Genomic DNA, 18,857 nt, shown 5'->3' with positions numbered 1-18,857 from the left:
TCGGCGGGAGTATCCTGGCGCGGTCACGACCAGTGACGTGCTCCGGGGTCGGTGAAATTCCGAGCCGGCGGTGACAGTCCGCGACCCGCTTAGGCGGTGGAGCCGGTGAAAATCCGGCACCGACAGTACAGCCTGGATGAGAGGCGCACGTCCTGCAGGTCCTCGGGGCGCCCTCGGCGCACGCCGGAGCCCTGCCGGACCCCTTGTCCCCGGAGCCACTGCTTCCGACGGACAAAGGACCGAGATGGATCTCCTGCAGTGGCTCTTCGACGCGCGGATCGACTTCGCCGGCGGCCAGTTCCTCCTCCTGCGCGAGGTGCTGGGCAACGTCTTCGGACTGCTCAGCGCGCTCGGCGGCATGCGACGCAAGGTCTGGGCCTGGCCCCTCGGCATCATCGGCAATGCGCTGCTCCTGACCGTCTTCCTGGGCTCTGTGTTCGGCAATCCGAACTCCGTGGACCTGCTCGGCCAAGCCGGCCGACAGGTCATGTTCATCGCCACCTCCATCTACGGCTGGGTGCGCTGGCGCCAGGCCCGCGACGCGGACGGCACCGCGGTCGAGCCCCGCTGGGCCTCCTGGGGCACGCGCGCCCTGCTGCTCGCCGCCCTCGTCGGCGGCACCGCCGCACTCACCCCCCTGTTCCGGATGCTGGGCTCCTACGAGCCGGTGTGGGCTGATGCCTGGATCTTCATGGGCAGCCTGCTGGCGACCTTCGGCATGGCCAAGGGCTGGGTCGAGTTCTGGCTGATCTGGGTGGCCGTGGACCTGGTGGGCGTGCCGCTGCTGTGGAGCGCGGGGTACTACGCGAGCGCCTTCATGTATCTGTTCTACGGCGCCTTCACCCTGGTGGGCTTCTTCGTGTGGTGGCGCGTGCGTCACCGCGCCGATGCCGAGGCCGGCCGAGTCACCGTCGAGACCGCGCACCTGGACCCCACGGTGCGACGCGACGGAGAGAGCGGCCGGTGAGAGGGGGCGGTGAGAGGGGGCGGTGAGAGTGCCTGCCGAGCTGGCGCCCGTGGGCCGGACGCCGGTGGGCCGGACGCCGGTGGGCCGGGTGGAGGTCCGTCGGGCGGGTGTCCGCTCGGCGGGCGCGTGCACGAGGCGCCCGACGGGACGCGTACCCTGAGGGTGTGAAGGATTTCGAGGCACTGTTCGCCGAGCTCACCGAGAAGGCACGCACCCGACCCGAGGGGTCCGGCACCGTCCGCGAACTCGATGGCGGCGTCCATCAGGTCGGCAAGAAGATCGTCGAGGAGGCCGCCGAGGTGTGGATGGCCTGCGAGCACGAGTCGCAGGACGACGCCGCGATGGAGATCAGCCAGCTGCTGTATCACCTGCAGGTGATGATGGTCGCCAAGGGCATCTCCCTCGAGGACGTCTACCGCCACCTCTGAGCCGTCGGCCCCGCGAGCCCACCCGCTCTCGCGAGCCCACCGGCTCCCGCCGCATCCCGCGCTCCCGTTCCCCAGACCCTGTGGCCGCTGCGACGGCCCGCCCGACCCGTGGCCGCTCCGTCGGCCGAGGAGGTTCCGTGCTCCGCATCGCCGTTCCCAACAAGGGGGCCCTCTCCGAGCCCGCCGCCGATCTGCTCCACGAGGCCGGCTACCGGCGTCGCGGCTCGGCCAAGGAGCTCGTCGTGGTCGACGAGGAGAACGGCGTGGAGCTGTTCCATCTGCGACCGCGCGACATCGCGGTGTACGTCGGGTCCGGCACGGTGGACGTCGGCATCACCGGTCAGGACATGCTCCTGGACTCCCGCACCCCGGCAGATGAGATCCTGCCGCTGGGCTTCGCCGGCTCCACCTTCCGCTTCGCCGCCCCGGCCGGCACTCGCAGCGAGGTCTCCGAGCTGCAGGGCACACGCATCGCCACCAGCTACGAGAATCTCGTCGAGGACTACCTCGCCGAGCGCGGGATCCGCGCCGAGGTGGTCCACCTCGACGGCGCGGTCGAGTCCTCGATCCGGCTCGGTGTCGCGGACGTGATCGCCGATGTGGTCGAGACCGGGACCACGCTGCGCCAGGCCGGGCTCGAACCCTTCGGCGAGGCGATCATGACCAGTCAGGCCGTGCTCTTCTCCCGCCCCGGCATGGAGCTGGACGAGGAGTCCGCCCACGCGCTCGAGGTCCTCGAGCGGCGCATCCGCGGTGTGCTGGTGGCTCGCGAGTACGTGATGCTCGACTACGACATCCCCTCCGCACTCCTCGAGCGGGCCGTGGAGATCACTCCCGGCCTGCAGTCCCCGACGGTCTCTCCGCTGCACGGCGGTGAGTGGTCGGCGGTGCGCGCGATGGTGGACAGCCGCTCCGCGCATCGGATGATGGACGAGCTCTACGACGCCGGCGCCCGCGCCATCCTGGTCACCGCGATCCAGGCCTGCCGCATCTGAGATGACCATGAGCATCCCCGGACCGGAGCACGAGGGCGGGGAGGGCCGGGCCACTATCGTGCTGCGCCCGCGGGCGGTGCGTGTGGCCGCCTACTCCAGCGCCGCCATCGTGATGGCGGGGATGATCGGCGGTGCCCTGCTGATCACCAGCTTCCAGTGGGGCGGCCGTCTGGGACTGATCGGTGCGGGCGTGCTGGTGGTCCTCTTCTGCCACCTCGAGGCGTCGGTGAAGGTCACCGCCCGACCCGAGATGCTCGAGGTGCGCAACCTCCTGCGGACCCGCTCCCTGGACTGGGCCGAGGTGATCGGGATCAGCTTCCCGATGGGGGATCCGTGGGCGCATCTCGACCTCGCCGACGGCTCCACCCTCCCGCTGCACGCGATCCAGCGCTACGACGGCCGCCGTGCGATCGATGCCGCCCACCTGCTGCAGCGCCTGATGCGAGAGCGCGGCGAGGCCTCCGAGGTCTGAGACGTCCCGCTCCGAGACATCCCGTTCCGAGACATCCCGTTCCGAGTCGTCCCGTTCCGCGACGATCCGCTCGGCGCGATCAGTCGCGGGGTGCGAGCAGCGCGGCGCAGCGTCCTGCCAGCGCCGCGTACTGGAAGGCCGGGGTGTCCTCGGCGAGGGTGCGGCCCATGGTGGTCATCCGCACCGGCATCTCCTCGAGCGCGTCCCGCAAACCCTTGGCATCGACCTCGGTGAGATGGTGCAGGACCCCGCGCTTCTTCGCCGGCTTGAGGATCGTGGATTTCACCTGTTTGCGCACAGACTCATGAAAACCGTTGTATCGGGAGTCCGTGCGGGGCAGCACGGGCAGATGCGCCGGCGTGAGAAGCGCCCGCCCGTAGACGGTCGAGGAGTGATGGGACAGGCCGTGGTGGCGTTCGCGCTCGTCGGCCCCGGAGACCCGCAGCGTCGCCACGCCCTGCCCGCCGAGCACGGCGGTCGCGTGCAGCGCCTCGGCGGCCTGCACCCCGGAGAAGCCCCACCCGGTGCCCGTGCCGAGGTTGCCGGGCCCCTGGATCACGATCGCGATGTCCGCCCGCACGACGTGCTTGGCGCCGAGCAGCGCCGAGTGCACGGTGACCGCCTCGAGATCACCGCCGAAGGACTGGCCGGCACTGATCACCGAGGTCAGCAGATCTGCCCCGCGCAGCCGTGCCGCGCTGCGGGAGTAGGCGGCCGGGAGCGCGGCCGCATCTGTGTGGATGTACGCGATGCGCGCCGAGCGGCGCTGTGCGCGGATGCCCGCGATGATCGCGGGCAGGGAGGAGTGGAGGTCCGCCACCACCACGGGCATCCCCTCGAGGCTCTTGGCAGCGCGGACGGTCTCGTAGTGCTCCCCGGCGGGGTCGTCGATCGCGTCCACGATGGTCTGCATCGGCGTGTACCGGGCCTTGACCATGTGGCCCTCGGTCTCCTCGGGGGAGGCCAGTGCATCCGGGCGTGCGACCACCATGGCGTCACCGCCCGTGCCGAGCTCCCGGCGCAGCGCATTGGTGTTCAGCAGCACCACCTCGCCCGGACGCGGCCTGCCCGTCAGCTCCCGGTAGGCGATCGCGGGGATCGTGCCGGCATCCTCGTCGAGCTCCACCTCGACCCGCTCCACCCCTGGCCAGGAGCTCAGAGCGCTCTTCACGGTTCCCCGTTCCCATCGCAGCATGGGCTCAGCCTAGGGCCGCGGCGCGGCAGGGACGCACTCAGCGGCCTCGGCGGCTACCCTGGCGGAGTGGCTGCCAAGAGTGTGGAGAGACTGCTCAACGTCATCATGACGATCGGTTCGCGCCGTCGGATCGACCGCGCGAAGCTGTTCGCGGTGATCCCCGACTACGCCGAAGCGGTCTCCGACCAGGCCGCGGAACGGATGTTCGAGCGGGACAAGGCCGCCATCATCGAGCTCGGCCTGCCGCTGGTGACCGAACGCGACGTGCTGGACGAGAACACCGTCCACTATCGGATCGACACCGCCCGCTCCGGCGCGGTGCTGGATCTCACCACCGAGGAGTACACGGTGCTGCTCGCGGCGAGCCGCGCCTGGGACACGGCCGCCGCCGGGGGAGCGGCGCGCCGCGTGCGTGCGAAGCTGCTGAGCCTCGGGCACGACGCGGATCCCGATCTGCTGCGACGCACCCCGCGAGGAGCCGTCGAGTCGCTGCCGGTGCTGACTCCGCTGCTGGAGGCGGTGGTCGCCGGCCGCTCGGTGCACTTCATGTACCGCAGCACCCACGGCGCCCCGTCCCGGCGCCGGGTCGAGCCCTGGGTGGTCGGAGTCCTCGACGGCCACTGGTACATCCACGGCTGGGACCTGGACCGCGCCGCGCCGCGCGTCTTCCGTGCCTCCCGGATCGAGTCCTTCCCGTCGGACGCCGCCGCCGCGACCCGCCCCCGCCCGGAGAGGACCGATCTCGCGGACGTCCTGGGGACCATGCTCGACAGCGACGATCGGGAGGTCGCGACCGTCCGCGCAGCGCCCTACAAGGCGCTGTCGCTGCGGGACCGCGCCGGCGCCTCGCTGGAGGCGGAGGGATTCCGTCTGCCCCGGCTCCCGCGGCCGGTCGCCCGCCGCCTGCTGCTGGCCGACGTGCGCTGGGTCGAGCTGCAGGAGCCCGCGCTCTGGCGTGAGGAGATCGGGGAGGTCCTCACCTCGATCGCCGACCGCCATGAGGGCGAGCCGGAGCTGTCGGGCCTCGACGGCGCAGCAGTGCGCCCCTCGCCCCGGATCCGGATCACGCCGCAGAGCGGGGACCACCTCTCCCGCCTGATCTCCGTGGCCTCGTACGTCATGTCGCGCGGCGAGGTCGCGCTGTCGGAGCTCACCGAGGCGCTCGACGTCTCCGAGAAGCAGCTCGTCACCGACCTCCAGGTGCTCTTCGTCTGCGGCGACATGGGCGCCGGCTGGGAGGACCTCATCGAGGCGGAGTGGGAGCACGGCACCGTCCGGGTGCGCAATGCCGAACCGCTGCGCCGGGCGCTGAGCCTCAGCGCGGTCGAGAGCACGGCCCTGCTCGCCGGTCTCGCCACGCTCGAACCGGCCGCCGGCCAGGCCGAGGACGTGGTCGACTCCGCCCGCGCGAAGCTGCTGGCCGCGGTCGCCGGCACCGCCGAGCCGGGTGATCAGTCCACCGCCGACGGCGCAGAGGTCCCGACCCGTGCCGAGATCGCCGAGGCGACGACGGCGGACGAGATGGCCGCCCGCACCGCGGACCGGGCCGAGCAGGTGCTGGGCGCGGTGCATGCGGCGCTGCGCGCCGCCCCCGGATCCGAGGAGGCCTCTCTCACCATCCGCTACTCCTCCTCGGACCGTCCGGGCACGAGCGTGCGCCGGATCCGACCGCTGCGTCTCGAGACCGATGGCGCGCGCTCCTACCTGCTGGCCCACTGCGAGCTGGCCGGGGCGGAGCGCCGTTTCCGCCTCGACCGGGTCGTCGAGCTGCTTCCCGCCGGGACGCCGATGAGTCGCCCGGAGGTCGCGCACGGCGAGGCGCTGGCCGGCCGGGTCGACGGTGAGGTCTGGCTGCGACTGGGTCCGGCCGGGCACTGGATCGCGGAGTCCTTCGCGGCCGCGGAGCTGAGGGATGCGGAGGGTGAGGAGGCGGCGACCTACGCCCGCCTGGACTCTCCTGTGCTCGCCCCTCTGGTGGACGCCGTGCTCGAATCCGCCGGGGCCGCCGAGGCGCTCTCTCCGCGTGAGGTGAGAGACACGATCGTGACCGTCGCACGCGGTGGCGCTGAACGTCACACCCGGTAGCGAGCGCTACCCTGGGACAGCCCGCCGTGCGGTGGGCTCGTGCCGCCACCCGGGCGGCCCGTCAGGCGCCCAGTCCGCTGTGGGATGATAGGTGCGCCCGCGCTGTACCGTGGCGCTGTTGAAAGGGACTTCCATGAACTTCTTCCGCAACCCCTGGGCGATCGTGCTGCTGATCGTGCTCGTGATCCTCCTGTTCGGGGCCAACAAGCTCCCGGGCCTGGCCCGCAACATGGGCAAGTCCATGCGCATCTTCAAGAGCGAGGTCGAGGAGCTGCGCGGCGACGAGAAGGCTCCTGAGGACGAGGAGGACGAGCGTCCCGCGCGCTCCTCCCGCTCCCGTGACGAGCGCGATGCCCGTGACGACCGGTCCGAGCGACGCGACGACCGCGAGTTCGATCCGCGCGACGAGGCTGATCGTGACCGCGAGCCGGTCCGCGCTCGTGAGGACGACGACTCCTACCGCCGCGACTGAGCATCCCGACGCCGCAGGCGTCGTCGACAGCGGGTCCGGGCGAGTGATCGACCGGACCCGGAGCGCTGGGAGGAAGCAGATCCGTGGCGAGTGATACGCAGGGACGCGAGCAGTCCGAGACCAAGCCCGCGAGGAGGCGGGGCAGGGACCCCGAAGGCCGGATGTCGCTGGGCGAGCACCTCGTCGAGCTGCGCAACCGGCTGGTGATCAGCGCCGTCACGGTGCTGCTGCTCTCCATCGTCGGCTGGTTCCTCTTCCCCTGGGTCTTCGATGCGGTGAAGGCTCCGATCGAGGCGGCCGGAGAGAACTCGGACCTCGAGGCGCTGATCAACTTCCAGGGCGTGGGCCAGGGCCTGAACGTCAAGCTGCAGATGGCCGCGTACATCGGGCTGATCCTGTCCTCGCCGATGATCATCGCCCAGATCTGGCTGTTCGTCATGCCGGGGCTGCACCGCAACGAGCGCAAGTACGCGATCGGCTTCTTCGGCAGCGCCATCCCGCTGTTCTTCCTCGGCTGCCTGGCAGGCTACTGGGCGGTGAACCAGCTGGTCCCGGTGCTGATGAGCTTCACGCCCACCGAGGGGTCGACCTCTCAGATCATCCCCTACGACCAGTATCTCGCCCTGCTGATCAAGACCATGCTCGCCTTCGGCATCGCCTTCGTGATCCCGGTGGTGATGGTCCTGATGAACTTCATGGGCCTGATCAGCGGTCGCTCCATGCTCAAGGCCTGGCGCTGGATCATCTTCCTCAGCTTCGCCTTCACCGCGGTGATGGTCCCGACGCCCGAGCCGATCACCCTCATCGCGATGTCGGCCGCGATCGCGAGCCTCTTCTTCGGCGCCATCGTCATCGCGCTGATCCATGATCGGCGGGTGGCTCGCCGCAGCGGCGACGAGGACCTCGCCGACGACGAGGCCAGCCGGATCGACGACGAGGTCGAGTCGATCGACGGGCCGTCGCGTCTGGACGACGACGAGGACGGGCGGTGAGCAGGCTCCGCGTGGGCCTGCTGTCGAACCCGACGGCGGCCCAAGGGACCGCGCACCGCGTGGGCCGACAGGTGGGCCACCTGCTGCGACTGGCCGGCATCTCCGTGGTCGACCTCTCGGGACCCTCCGCCCCGGTGGCACGGGCCCGGGCGGAGGAGGTCCGGGACTCCCTGACGGCGCTGGTGGTGGTGGGCGGTGACGGCACCGTCTCCCTCGGGGCCGAGATCGTGGCGGAGACGCCGGTGCGCCTCGGGATCGTTCCCGCCGGCAGCGGCAACGACTTCGCCCGCGCACTGGGGCTGACGGTCAACGACCCCGAGTCCTCCACCCGCGCCCTGCTGCACGCGCTGTCCCGCCCGGTCGTGACCATCGACGCGATCGAGATCACCGCCGACGGCGACCACGCCCCGCCCCACCGCTCCCTGGCGCTCGGCAACGTGAACCTCGGCTTCGACGCACTGGTCAACGCCCGGGCCAACAGCGCTCGCACCGGGCACAGCATCCGCTACACCACTGCGGTGCTGCGAGAGCTGCCCGCCTTCGCGCCCCTGCCGTTCTGGATCGAGGTCGACGGCGGGGAACGCCTCGACGTCGACGCGACGATCCTGACCCTGTGCAGCTCGGGCGTCTTCGGACGCGGCATGAAGATGGTGCCGGATGCGCGGATCGACGACGGCCAGCTCGAGCTGGCCACGGTCTCCGGGATCGGGAGGGCGCAGCTGCTGAGGCTGTTCCCGAAGGTCTTCGCCGGCACCCACACCTCCCTGGACGCCGTCGACATCCGCCCGGTGCGAGAGGTGCGCGTGGGGCTGCGCCATGGCCGGTCGCTGCGCGCCTATGCGGACGGCGAGCCCCGTGCGATGCTGCCGCTGACCGCGCGCGTGCTCCCCGGCGCCGTCCGTCTGCTCGCCGACCCCTCGACCGTGCGCGGGCTGGACCCCGTCGCCGAAGGAGCGCAGTGACCTCACCCGCCGAGCGCTATGCACGCTGGAGGGCGCAGACGCCGCACGAGCGCGACGCCGCCGAGCTCTCCGCCTTCACCCACCGCTACCCCTTCACCCTGGACGACTTCCAGCTGGCCGCCGGACGGACCCTCGAGCGCGGCAGCTCCGTGCTGGTCGCCGCACCCACCGGAGCCGGCAAGACCGTGGTCGGGGAGTTCGCGGTGCATCTGGCCCTTGCCCGCGGGCAGAAGGTCTTCTACACGGCCCCCATCAAGGCCCTGTCGAACCAGAAGTTCGGCGAGCTGGTGGACTGGCTGGGCGCGGACAGGGTGGGCCTGCTGACGGGGGACACGTCGATCCGCCCCGACGCCGAGGTGGTGGTGATGACCACCGAGGTGCTGCGCAACATGCTCTACGCCGATTCCGACCTGCTCACCGGTCTCGGCTTCGTGGTCATGGACGAGGTGCACTACCTCGCCGACCGGCTGCGCGGGCCGGTCTGGGAGGAGGTGATCATCCACCTCGATGCCGCAGTCCAGCTGGTCTCCCTCTCCGCCACGGTCTCCAATGCCGAGGAGTTCGGTGCATGGCTTCAGGAGGTGCGCGGCCGCACCGAGATCATCGTCTCCGAGACCCGGCCGGTACCGCTGTGGCAGCACGTCGTGATCGGTGACGAGCTGCTGGATCTCTTCGTCGACGCGGACGGGGAGGCGGTGGTCTCCCACGGCCCGGGCGCCCGAGCGGATCGCCAGGTCAATCCGGAGATCGAGCGCATCACCTCGTTCTCGCTCCCGGTGGATGAGCGCACGGGCGGCTCCCGGGGCAAGGGCTACCGCGGCCGCCGGGGGACCAGCGGCCGGCATCGTCCCCGCGGCTCCGGACAGCACCGCCCTCCGCACAAGCGCAAGGGCGGGGGAGGCGGCCCGGGCAGCGGTCCGCACCGCCAGGACGACCGCCGCGGCGGCAGCCTGCGCCCCGCCCGTCGGCCGGACGTCGTGGAGCTGCTCGACCGAGCGGCCCTGCTGCCCGCCATCATGTTCATCTTCTCCCGCGCCGGCTGCGACGGGGCGGTGCAGCAATGTGCCCGTGCGCGCCTGCGCCTCACCGATGACGCGGAGCGGCGAGCGATCCGTGCAGTGCTGGACGAGCAGCTGGCGGGGATCGGTGTGGAAGACGAGGAGGTGCTCTCCCTCGACACCTTCCGACGGGCGGCGCTGGACGGCTTCGCGGCCCACCACGCCGGCATGCTGCCGCTGCTCAAGACCATCGTCGAGCAGCTGTTCGCCCAGGGGCTGCTCAAGGTCGTCTTCGCCACCGAGACCCTCGCCCTGGGCATCAACATGCCCGCCCGCTCCGTCGTGCTCGAGAAGCTGGTGAAGTTCAACGGGGTCGAGCACGCCGATCTCACCGCGGGGGAGTTCACGCAGCTCACCGGCCGGGCCGGGCGTCGCGGCATCGACACCGAAGGCCATGCCGTGGTGCTCGCCGGGCCCGGCTTCGACGCTCCGGCCGTGGCCTCGCTGGCCTCCAAGCGCACCTATCCGCTGCGTTCAGCCTTCCGGCCCACCCCGAACATGGCGGTGAACCTGCTGGACCGCTTCGACCTCTCCCGTGCCCGCGAGACGCTCGAGACCAGCTTCGCCCAGTTCCAGGCCGACCGCTCCGTGGTGGGCCTGGCCCGTCGCGCCCGGGAGCTCGAGGACACGATCGAGGACTATCGCGAGGCCGTCACCTGCGGGCGGGGAGACCTGCTGGAGTACGCCGAGGTCCAGGAGGCCGTCGCGCAGAGGGAGAAGGCGCTGTCCCGGGCCCGGGCGGAGGCGGACCGCGATCGCACCCGCAGCGCGCTCGGGGACCTGCGCCGCGGGGAGGTCATCGCCCTGCCCGGCGGGAAGCGCCGCGGCTATGCCGTGGTGCTGGACGTGGACCGCGCCGTGCTCGGCGGCCCGCAGGTCGATCTGCTGGACACCGAGGGGCGTCGGCGCAGCCTGCGGCCGGGGGACGTGCCCTCGCCGCCGGCCGTCATCGACACGCTGCGTCTGCCACGGCAGGACTCCCTGGGCAGCGGCAAGGTGCGCAAGGACACCGCCGCGGCGCTGCGTCAGCGTCTGGCCGGCCAGGACGACGACGCCCGGCGGGAGGTGCGCCGTCGCGCCGCCCGCACGGCCTCGACCGCCGCGACCGACGAGCAGCTGCTCGCGCTGCGCGCCGAGCTCACCGCGCACCCCTGCGCCGAGTGCCCCGACCTCGCATCGCACCTGCGCTGGGTGAGCCGCTGGCGGGAGTCCCGCGCGGAGCTCGAGGGCGTCCAGCGCCGCATCCGTGGCCGCACCAGCTCCCTGGCCCGCCAGTTCGACCGTCTCACCGATCTGCTGGTCGAGCTGGGCTACCTCGAGCGCGACGCGGAGCAGACGCCCGGGCCTGACCAGGCCGATCCCGAGCTGCGGCCCACCTCGAGCGGTCTGCGCCTGCGACGGCTGTTCAGCGACCGGGACCTGCTGATCGCGCAGTGCCTCGAGCAGGGTGCATGGTCCGGTCTCGACGCCGCCGGCCTCGCCGCGGTGGTCTCCGCCGCGGTCCATGAGACGCGGCGCGACGACCGGGCCCCGGAGGTGCTCCCCGATCCCACCGTCGAGAACGCCCTGGCGGCCTCCGCGCGCCAGGCCACAGCTCTCCAGGCCGCCGAGACCCGGCACGGGATCACGCCCACCACCGCGCCCGATCCGGCGATCGCCGGGATCGTGCACCGCTGGGCGCGTGGCGCCCATCTCGCCGCGGCGCTCGAGGGCAACGACCTGCCGCCCGGGGACTTCGTCCGGCACTGCCGGCAGGTCATCGACCTCCTGGATCAGCTCACCACCGACGACGAGCTGGGTCCGGTGGCGCGGGAGGCCGTGCGGGCCGTGCGCCGCGGTCTGGTGGCGCAGGAGATCGACCGATGAGCCTTCTCCCAGGAGAACGCGAGAGGCTGGGACCCGTGAGCCAGAACGACACCATCGAGACCCCGATCGCACCCCCGACGCTGTACACGGGCATCGTGCTGTACAGCGCCAAGGACCCCGAGGCAGCGGCGATGCTCGTCGCCGACGGCCTGATCGCCTGGACAGGTCCCGAGGACACCGCCCGGGTGCTCCACGGCGACGTCCCGGAGATCGATGCCACCGGCTGTCTGGTCACGCCCGGATTCGTCGACGCCGCCGCGACCCCGGACGGCGCCGCACCGGACCCGGCGGACGAGGCGGACGCCGCCTCGCGCGGCATCGTGCTGCGCCTGCCCGGCCCGACGGGGGAGCGGGACGGGGTGCAGATCGTCGCCCCGCTCACCGAGACCGCCGACTATCTGGACCTGCTCGCCGCAGGCACTCCGCTCGCCTTCGGCTCGGCCGGGGAGCCCGCGGCGGCCGACCCCTGGGACTGGGTGCGCGGTGCCGCCCGCACCAGCACACCGGCTCAGCGGATCAGCGATCGCGCCGCCTTCCTGGCCGCCACCCGCGGAGGTCAGCGGGTGGCCGGCCACCGGCACCCGGGCAGCCTGCAGACGGGACTGCCCGCGACCTTCGTGGTGTGGGAGCCCTGGGACCTCACCGTGCAGTCCCACGCGGAGCGGGTGGACAGCTGGTCCACCGATCCGCGCTCCCGCACCCCGCTGCTGCCGGACCTCGACCAGGGCACGCCGCGTGTGCTGCGGACCGTGGTGGAGGGCCGGATCCTCCACGATCGGCTCGGGCAGGCCGGGGCGTGAGCGCGCACGCCGCGACGACCGCGGCGGGAGCCGCGGCGGCGGACCGGACCCGCCGAGGCGCAGTGCGAGCGCGGGACGAGTTCGATCCCACTCCGTGGCCGCTCGCCCTGCTGTGCGGCGCTGCCGGCGGGTTCTGCGCCCTGCTGGCCTTCCCTCCCTATGACCTCTGGATGCTGCTGCCGGTGGCGATCGCCCTGCTCGGAGCAGCACTGCTGGTCCGCTCCGCGCTGCTCGCGGCGCTGGTCTCCCTGGTGTGGGGTCTGGCGCTGTTCATCCCGTTGACCCAGTGGGCGAGCACCTACGCCGGCACCTTGCCCTGGATCGCGCTCGGCGTGTTCGAGGCGCTGTACATCGTGCTGTTCGGGCTGCTGGCCCGCACCGTGATGGTCCGCCGGGGGCTGTGCCTGTCCACCGCACTGGTGGTCTCGGCGCTGTGGGTGGGGGTCGAGACCCTGCGCAGCAGCGCTCCCTGGGGCGGGCTGCCGTGGGGGGCGAGCGCCTTCGCCCTCGCCGAGTCCCCGCTGCTGCATCTGAGCCCGTGGATCGGCATCGCCGGACTCGCCTTCGTGGTCGGGCTGCTGGGACAGCTGCTGCTCTTCGGCGCCATGGCCGTGCTGGGACGTCGCCGCCGCGGCTTCACCGGCTTCTCCGGCGTGTGGCCCTTCGCGATCGCTGTCGCCGCGGTGCTGGCCACCGTCGTGGTGCCGCATCCGATGAACCGGGCCCCCGTGGACCGTCCCTCGATGACCGTCGCCGCCATCCAGGGCTCGATGAGCGAGATCGACCCGGTCTCCTTCACCATGCCCGACGACGTCTTCGACAACCACCTCAGCGTCACCCGGGAGGTCATCGACCGGACCTCGCAGAACGGCACCGAGCTGGACCTGATCGTCTGGCCCGAGGACTCCACCGGCTGGGATCCGCGCCAGGATCCCTACCTCGCCTCCCAGCTGACCGCCGCCGCCGAGGACGCCGGTGCGCCGGTCCTGGTGGGCACCCAGACCCGGGTCGGGGAGACCACCCGCCTGAACCAGTCGGTGCTGTTCACCCCCGACGGCACGACCCCGTACTCCTACACCAAGCGGCACCCCGTGCCCTTCGGCGAGTACGTCCCGATGCGCGATCTCTTCCGTCAGGTCACCGACAAGGTGGATCTGGTCTCCCTCGACATGCTCCCCGGCGAGGAGGTCGGGGTGATGGACCTCGAGGCACTGGGTCAGGGCGCGGATCGGGCGGGCCTGCTGATCTGCTTCGAGATCGCCTACGACTCCCTGGTCCACGACGTGGTCGACGAGGGGGCGGAGGTGATCGTGGTCCAGTCCAACAACGCCCTGTTCGGCGACTCCCACGAGGCGGTCCAGCAGCTCGCCCAGGCCCGGGTCATGGCCGTGATGTCCGGCCGCAGCGTGGTCCACATCTCGACCGTCGGCCACTCCGCGATCTTCAGTCCCGAGGGCCGACAGATCGACTTCGTGGACCACTGGGATCAGGGGGCGCTGCTCGCCGACGTCCCGCTGCGCACGGGCATCACGCCCGCTGTCGCCGCCGGGCCCTGGATCGCGGTGGGTCTGAGCGCCCTGGGCGTGATCGGTCTGCTGGCCGCCGTGGCGAGCGACCGCCGTGCTCTGTCGCGCAGTGCGTCGTCGCGGAGCGCGTCCCGCCGTCGAGGAGAGTGACCGTGCACCCGTCCAACGCCCCTCTGCCGCCCACCCTGGTGGTGATCCCCACCTACGACGAGCGCGATGCGCTGCCCGGCACCCTGCGGCGCCTGCGCGCGGCGGTGCCGGAGGTCGACGTGCTCGTGGTCGACGACTCCTCGCCCGACGGCACAGGGGAGTGGGCGGAATCCGTCGCCGCCACGGACCCCGCCGTGCACGTGCTGCACCGCGCCGGGAAGCAGGGACTCGGCCCCGCCTATCTCGCCGGTTTCGCCTGGGGGCTCGAGCACGGCTACCAGCAGCTCGCGGAGATGGACGCGGACGCCTCGCACCGGCCCGAGCAGCTGCCACGGCTGCTCGAGGCGGTGCGCCGCGGCGCCGATCTCGCGATCGGTTCGCGCTGGGTGCCGCGCGGAGCGGTCCACGACTGGCCGCTGCGACGCCTGCTGCTCTCCCGAGGAGCGAACCTCTATGTGCGGGTGCTGCTGGGGATCGGCGTCAGCGACGCCACTGCCGGATACCGCGTGTTCCGCGCCGAGCTGCTGGAGCAGCTGGTCGCCGCAGACGTCGCCTCCCAGGGCTACTGCTTCCAGGTCGACATGACCCGTCGCGCCCGGGACCTGGGCGCCACCATCGCGGAGGTGCCCATCGATTTCGACGAGCGCACCGAGGGAGCGAGCAAGATGTCCTCCGGCATCGTGCGCGAGGCGCTGGTGAAGGTGACGTCCTGGGGCCTCTCACGGCGCATCCAGGGCCTTCGCAAGGCCCTGCGCTAGTCTGGAACGAGTCGCACGCCCCAGGAAGGAGCCCCCCGTGGCCACACAGCAGGGCAGCAGCCAGGACCCCTCCGCCAGCACGTCAGCGCCGGGCGCCACGCCTCCCCGCTCCACGTCGCCGCGCTCCACGTCGCGCTGGGGTCGACTGCTCCCGCTCGGCATCCTCGCGGTGGGTCTGATCGAGCTCGCGATCCTGGTGCTGATCGGGGTCAACACCAGTCTGTGGTGGTCGGTTCTGATCATCGCCGTGGGATGGGTGATCGGCATCGCGCTCGTGGTCGCGGCGGGGCAGCAGTCCTTCGTGCGCCTGCGCTCCCTGCTGCGGGCCGTGCGCGGCCGGGGTGACGTGCAGGACCATCTCTCCCGTCCGGCGTTCACCCTGCTCTCGGCGGTGTTCTTCTTCTTCCCGGGTCTGCTCACGGATCTCATCGGCCTGGTGCTTCTGTTCACCCCGGTCCAGCGCCGCTCCGTGCGGGCGATGGGCCTCGGCAGCGGGTCCTCCGGGGCGCGGACGGTGCTCTACAAGCGCTCCGGTGCCGGCGTCATCGACGGCGAGATCGTGCTCGAGAACCGCTCCTCGCGCACGAACGGCGAGAACGGCACCCCGCCCACCCTGATCCAGGACTGACGCCCGATCCAGGGCTATCGCTCGGTTCGGGCGTGTCGCCCGGTCCGGCACCGGCCCCCGATCCTGGACAGGCGCCCTCAGCCCGGACAGTCGCGCCGGGGATCCATCTCACAGGACAGCGCCCCCGTCACCGCCTTCTGGCGGAACGGGGGCGCTGTGCTGTGAGGGTGTGCGCTGCGGTGGATCAGAGGTTGCGGCGCTGGTGGAGCTTGCCGGCACGCAGCAGCTCGAGTCGCTGGTCCAGGAGCACCTGGAGGTCCTCCTCGCTGCGACGCTCGAGCAGCATGTCCCAGTGGGTGCGCACGGGCTTGCCCGGCTTCTCCTCGGGGCGCTCGTGGTCGCGCAGGAGCGCGGAGGCGTTGCAGCGGCACACCCAGGTGGCCGGAACGTCGGCCTCGACCGAGAAGGGGAGGACGATCGTGTGGCCGTTGGGGCAGTCGTAGACGGCCTCCTGGCGCGGTGCGGCGAGCACGCCCTCGTCGGTCTCCATGGAGAGGGAGCCCAGTCGGGTGCCTCGCAGGCTGCGGCTGTTCATGCGGTTCTCGCTTCCTGCCGGGGGTGGGGTCGGACGGCGTGCCGTCCGGAGTGGTCTGCGGGTGGTGACGCCCGGTGCTGTCAACGCCCGGGGAACCGGTTCTGTTCCCGGAGCCCGCGGTCGCCGCCGGGCCGTCCCGGGTCTCGTGGCTCAGGCGCCGTCGAGCAGCTCGGAGAGCAGATCGACGCGATTGGTGATGATACCATCCACACCCTTGACCAGCAGATCCTGCATGGTCACGGGGTCATCGACGGTCCAGACATGCACCTCGCACCCGGCCCGATGGGCGGCGGCGACGTTGGCGCGGGTGACGATCTCCACGCCGCGATGCTCCTCGGGCACCTGGAGCGCACCGTACGGACCCAGCATCCGGGCGATTACCCGGTCCGGGGCCTCCACGGCGCGGGCGGCGAGGAAGCCGGCCATCACGCCGCGCGAGGGGCTCCGCACCGCCGTGACGCCGGTGGCGGCGCGAAGGGTGGCGATCGTCCTGCGGACCACGTCGCCGTCGAAGCCGGCGATGCAGACGCGATCGGCGCTGCGCGTGCGACTGATCGCCGCGACCGCGGGACCGATCGCCGAGGGCGCCTTGACATCGATGTTGACCGGGACATCGCGGAAGGTCCCCAGGACGTCCTCGAGCATCGCGAGCGGTTCCCCGCCGTCCAGGCGCACGCTCCCGGCCTCGTGGGCGCTGAGCTGATCGATCCGTCGCGGATCCCCGGCGATCCGGGCCAGATCCTCGTCGTGGACCGCGAGCGCGAGGGCGTCCCGCGTGGCGCGGGTGTCGGTCTCGAGCATGTCGGCGCCCGCGCGCAGCGCGTCCTCGAAGGCGCGCAGGGTGTTCTCCGGCGCGTCGAGGGCGAGGCCGCGGTGGGCGATGCGTCGCGGGCGGGGCCCGGGCAGGAACCGGGAGCGGGGAGCCGCCACCGTCCGATCGGCGCTGTCAGTGGCCCGACGAGTCGCCCCGTCGGTGGCCCTGTCAGTGGCCCTGCTGATCGATGAGTGCATCCTCTTCCTCCTCGTCCTGGCCGCGACGGCGGGTGCGCACCGCGCGCCGGGGTCGTTGATCGTCGCTGCGGCGGGGCGAGCGCGCCGGACCGGTGCCCGGCGCGCCGCGGTCCTCGCCATGGCCGGGGGGTGCAGTGCGGGAGTCCGCCTGGTGAGCGGTGGTCCCGGCCCCGGTGGTCCCAGCCTCGGGTGTCGCCTCCGCATTCGGCTCCGTGCTGCTCCCGCGGCGCCCTGCCTCCAGCTCCAGCTCCCGTGTCTCGGCCGCGAGGTCCTGGAAGCGGCTGCGGGTGCGATAGAGGAGGGCGGCGGGGAAGAACAGGGCGAAGATCCACCACTGGAAGGCGTAGGACAGATGCGGGCCCAGGCTGGTGTCGGGGGCGGGCAGCGCGGCGGGCTTCTCGACGGCGGGCTCCTCGGCGAGCAGTTCGCCGTAGGCCCCGGAGACGAGGTCCGCCGAGCCCAGGCCCATCAGCCCGGCGGACTGCCGGGGATTGACCGAATGGGTCTGGCCCGGAGGAGGCTCACGATCCAGGACCACCTCGGCGGGGCGCAGCCGCGCGGTCACCGTCTGCTCACCGTCGGGGACGGGCGGGGGATCCGCAGGGCTCGACTCGCCGCTGTCGGAGGGCACCCAGCCGCGCACCACCAGCAGGGTGGTGCCGTCCTCGGTCCGGAAGGGGACCAGCTGCCAGAAGCCGACCGTTCCCGAGAGCTGCCGGTTGCGGACGTACAGCACGCACTCCGCATCGGTGCAGTAGCTGCCTTCCATGGTGACCGGGGTCCAGGCGTCGGCCGAGGGGAGGGGCGCCTCGTGGTCGGGAAGGACCTGATCCAATGCGACGGGCGCCGCATCGTAGTTGGTGCGGATCACCGCGGCCTCGTCCCGGCGTTCCTCGTAGCGTCCGAACTGCCACATGCCCAGGAGCACGCAGATCGCGGCGAGGACGAGCACGGCGACCAGGCCCAACAGGGTGTCGCGGCTGAGCAGGATCTCTCGACGGGTGGCCGGGGCAGTCATCCCCGAACCGCGGAGCCCGCGCCGGGATCGATCATCGTCTCGGCGGTGGGCAGCATTCCCGAGGCTCCGCCCACCACTCCGGCCAGGTCCTCGACAGCGAAATCGACGAGCATCACGAACATCACCGCGGTCGCTGCGGCGATCACGAAGCCCAGGGCCGTGACGGTGATCGTGACGCCCAGGCGCAGCCGAGGACGGGGGGTCCGGGGCTTCGCCGGGGGAAACCCGTAGTCCTCGTGCTGCAGATGGTTCTCCGCCCACATCCCCGGGTTCAGGACGGCGACGGGGTACTGCTCGACCCGCTGCCGGGGGCGGGCACCGCTGGCCGGGACATCCTCGGAGTCCTGGAGCGGTGCCGGCCCCCGACCGGCTGAGTCGTCGTGGTGCCAGAGCCTCCACCCGGCCGGGACAGGACCCCAGGAGTACCCGGGGCGGAAGTCCTCCGGCGGGACCCAGCCGTCATGCGGCGGCTCCGGCCAGTTCGGCGGCGGGTTGAAGCGCTGGCTGCGGGTCACGCAGGAACATCCCAACGGTAATCATCGCTGTAGGTCGTGTAGTTCAGCTCGAGGCCCTTGGCGCGCTTCACGTCGAACAGGATCTTGATCGTGTACTCGTCGCCCTCGGTGAAGTCCATGGGTCCGTCCGTGCCGGAGCCCTTCATGCCGTAGGTGGCGCTGGCCGGCCCGATCTCGCCACCGTAGGGCGTGATGACGTCGAACGAGGCCGGGTTCAGTCCCAGCTCGCCCTCGGTGACGGTCTGCTTGGCCGTGACCACGAGCCACTCCTTCCCGACCTCCGGCTCATCGACGGTGCCGCCGTAGCGGCTCTCGATCTCCTCCGCCGGGACGTACTCCATGTCCACGGCGACGGTTCCGGTGCCGTCCGTGCCGACGATGTTGATCGCGTCCTTCTCGACCTCGGGATCGATCGTGGGCATAT

General features: G+C 71.9%; 19 protein-coding genes and 1 riboswitch. Of the genes, 13 read left to right on the top strand and 6 right to left on the bottom strand.

All coding sequences use genetic code 11. From position 1 onward, the window contains the following. Positions 1 to 34: 34 nt before the first annotated feature. Positions 35 to 152: riboswitch (FMN riboswitch) on the top strand. Between the two features lie 92 nt (positions 153 to 244). The 4 genes from pnuC (at position 245) to VF289_RS01590 (ending at position 2,862) form a co-directional block, all read left to right on the top strand. Further along, positions 245 to 967: a nicotinamide riboside transporter PnuC gene (pnuC, locus tag VF289_RS01605; protein WP_330880425.1), complete on the top strand. Its 723-nt coding sequence runs from the start codon at positions 245 to 247 to the stop codon at positions 965 to 967. A gap of 164 nt (positions 968 to 1,131) precedes the next feature. Further along, positions 1,132 to 1,395, top strand: coding sequence for a phosphoribosyl-ATP diphosphatase (locus VF289_RS01600; RefSeq protein ID WP_330880423.1), 264 nt, complete (start codon positions 1,132 to 1,134; stop codon positions 1,393 to 1,395). A gap of 137 nt (positions 1,396 to 1,532) precedes the next feature. Then, the gene (gene hisG, locus VF289_RS01595; RefSeq protein WP_330880420.1) at positions 1,533 to 2,390 is read left to right on the top strand and encodes an ATP phosphoribosyltransferase; all 858 of its coding nucleotides are present in this window, start codon (positions 1,533 to 1,535) and stop codon (positions 2,388 to 2,390) included. Between the two features lie 7 nt (positions 2,391 to 2,397). Continuing rightward, positions 2,398 to 2,862: a PH domain-containing protein gene (locus VF289_RS01590; RefSeq protein WP_330880418.1), complete on the top strand. Its 465-nt coding sequence runs from the start codon at positions 2,398 to 2,400 to the stop codon at positions 2,860 to 2,862. Between the two features lie 79 nt (positions 2,863 to 2,941). Here the strand turns inward: VF289_RS01590 and VF289_RS01585 are convergent, their stop codons facing one another. Then, positions 2,942 to 4,057 (bottom strand): DUF3866 family protein, encoded by a 1,116-nt coding sequence (locus VF289_RS01585; RefSeq protein WP_330880416.1) that lies wholly within the window; start codon positions 4,055 to 4,057, stop codon positions 2,942 to 2,944. 66 nt (positions 4,058 to 4,123) lie between these two features. Between VF289_RS01585 and VF289_RS01580 the strand changes: the two genes are divergently transcribed. From VF289_RS01580 to VF289_RS01540, 9 genes are all read left to right on the top strand, one after another. Next, entirely contained in the window at positions 4,124 to 6,142 is a 2,019-nt protein-coding gene (locus VF289_RS01580) for a WYL domain-containing protein (RefSeq protein ID WP_330880414.1), read from the top strand. 133 nt (positions 6,143 to 6,275) lie between these two features. Continuing rightward, entirely contained in the window at positions 6,276 to 6,614 is a 339-nt protein-coding gene (gene tatA / locus VF289_RS01575) for a Sec-independent protein translocase subunit TatA (RefSeq protein ID WP_330880413.1), read from the top strand. Between the two features lie 83 nt (positions 6,615 to 6,697). Next, positions 6,698 to 7,606, top strand: a complete 909-nt coding sequence (gene tatC, locus VF289_RS01570; RefSeq protein WP_330880411.1) for a twin-arginine translocase subunit TatC — start codon at positions 6,698 to 6,700, stop codon at positions 7,604 to 7,606. Continuing rightward, complete coding sequence (locus VF289_RS01565) at positions 7,603 to 8,568, top strand: diacylglycerol/lipid kinase family protein (RefSeq protein ID WP_330880409.1); 966 nt, start codon at positions 7,603 to 7,605, stop codon at positions 8,566 to 8,568. The genes tatC and VF289_RS01565 overlap by 4 nt, the downstream gene beginning before the upstream one ends. After that, complete coding sequence (locus tag VF289_RS01560; RefSeq protein WP_330880407.1) at positions 8,565 to 11,492, top strand: DEAD/DEAH box helicase; 2,928 nt, start codon at positions 8,565 to 8,567, stop codon at positions 11,490 to 11,492. Before VF289_RS01565 ends, VF289_RS01560 begins: the two co-directional genes overlap by 4 nt. Before the next feature lie 35 nt (positions 11,493 to 11,527). Then, complete coding sequence (locus VF289_RS01555) at positions 11,528 to 12,292, top strand: hypothetical protein (RefSeq protein ID WP_330880405.1); 765 nt, start codon at positions 11,528 to 11,530, stop codon at positions 12,290 to 12,292. Next, a complete protein-coding gene (lnt, locus tag VF289_RS01550) occupies positions 12,289 to 13,968 on the top strand; it encodes an apolipoprotein N-acyltransferase (protein ID WP_330880403.1) in 1,680 nt (559 codons plus the stop codon). The genes VF289_RS01555 and lnt overlap by 4 nt, the downstream gene beginning before the upstream one ends. A 2-nt stretch (positions 13,969 to 13,970) precedes the next feature. Then, positions 13,971 to 14,726 carry a polyprenol monophosphomannose synthase gene (locus VF289_RS01545; RefSeq protein ID WP_330880401.1) on the top strand — a complete coding sequence of 252 codons (756 nt, stop codon included), beginning with the start codon at positions 13,971 to 13,973 and terminating at the stop codon, positions 14,724 to 14,726. A gap of 37 nt (positions 14,727 to 14,763) precedes the next feature. After that, positions 14,764 to 15,354 carry an FxsA family protein gene (locus VF289_RS01540; protein ID WP_330880399.1) on the top strand — a complete coding sequence of 197 codons (591 nt, stop codon included), beginning with the start codon at positions 14,764 to 14,766 and terminating at the stop codon, positions 15,352 to 15,354. Positions 15,355 to 15,538: 184 nt separating this feature from the next. Here the strand turns inward: VF289_RS01540 and VF289_RS01535 are convergent, their stop codons facing one another. The 5 genes from VF289_RS01535 to VF289_RS01515 all read right to left on the bottom strand — a co-directional run. Next, entirely contained in the window at positions 15,539 to 15,889 is a 351-nt protein-coding gene (locus tag VF289_RS01535) for an RNA polymerase-binding protein RbpA (protein ID WP_330880397.1), read from the bottom strand. Positions 15,890 to 16,039: 150 nt separating this feature from the next. Further along, on the bottom strand, positions 16,040 to 16,819 hold the full coding sequence (locus VF289_RS01530) for a glycerophosphodiester phosphodiesterase family protein (RefSeq protein WP_330880395.1): 780 nt from the start codon (positions 16,817 to 16,819) through the stop codon (positions 16,040 to 16,042). Positions 16,820 to 16,871: 52 nt separating this feature from the next. Continuing rightward, positions 16,872 to 17,918 (bottom strand): SURF1 family protein, encoded by a 1,047-nt coding sequence (locus tag VF289_RS01525; RefSeq protein WP_330880393.1) that lies wholly within the window; start codon positions 17,916 to 17,918, stop codon positions 16,872 to 16,874. Beyond that, positions 17,915 to 18,433: a hypothetical protein gene (locus VF289_RS01520; RefSeq protein WP_330880391.1), complete on the bottom strand. Its 519-nt coding sequence runs from the start codon at positions 18,431 to 18,433 to the stop codon at positions 17,915 to 17,917. Before VF289_RS01520 ends, VF289_RS01525 begins: the two co-directional genes overlap by 4 nt. Continuing rightward, on the bottom strand, positions 18,430 to 18,857 hold a 428-nt coding region (locus VF289_RS01515), incomplete at its 5' end, for a hypothetical protein (RefSeq protein WP_330880389.1). The genes VF289_RS01520 and VF289_RS01515, both read right to left, overlap by 4 nt.

It is taken from the genome of Brachybacterium sp. (genome assembly GCF_036379615.1).
Taxonomy (GTDB): domain Bacteria; phylum Actinomycetota; class Actinomycetes; order Actinomycetales; family Dermabacteraceae; genus Brachybacterium.
The sequence above is the reverse complement of the archived record's forward strand: the minus strand, read 5'-3'. Positions and strand labels throughout refer to the sequence as shown.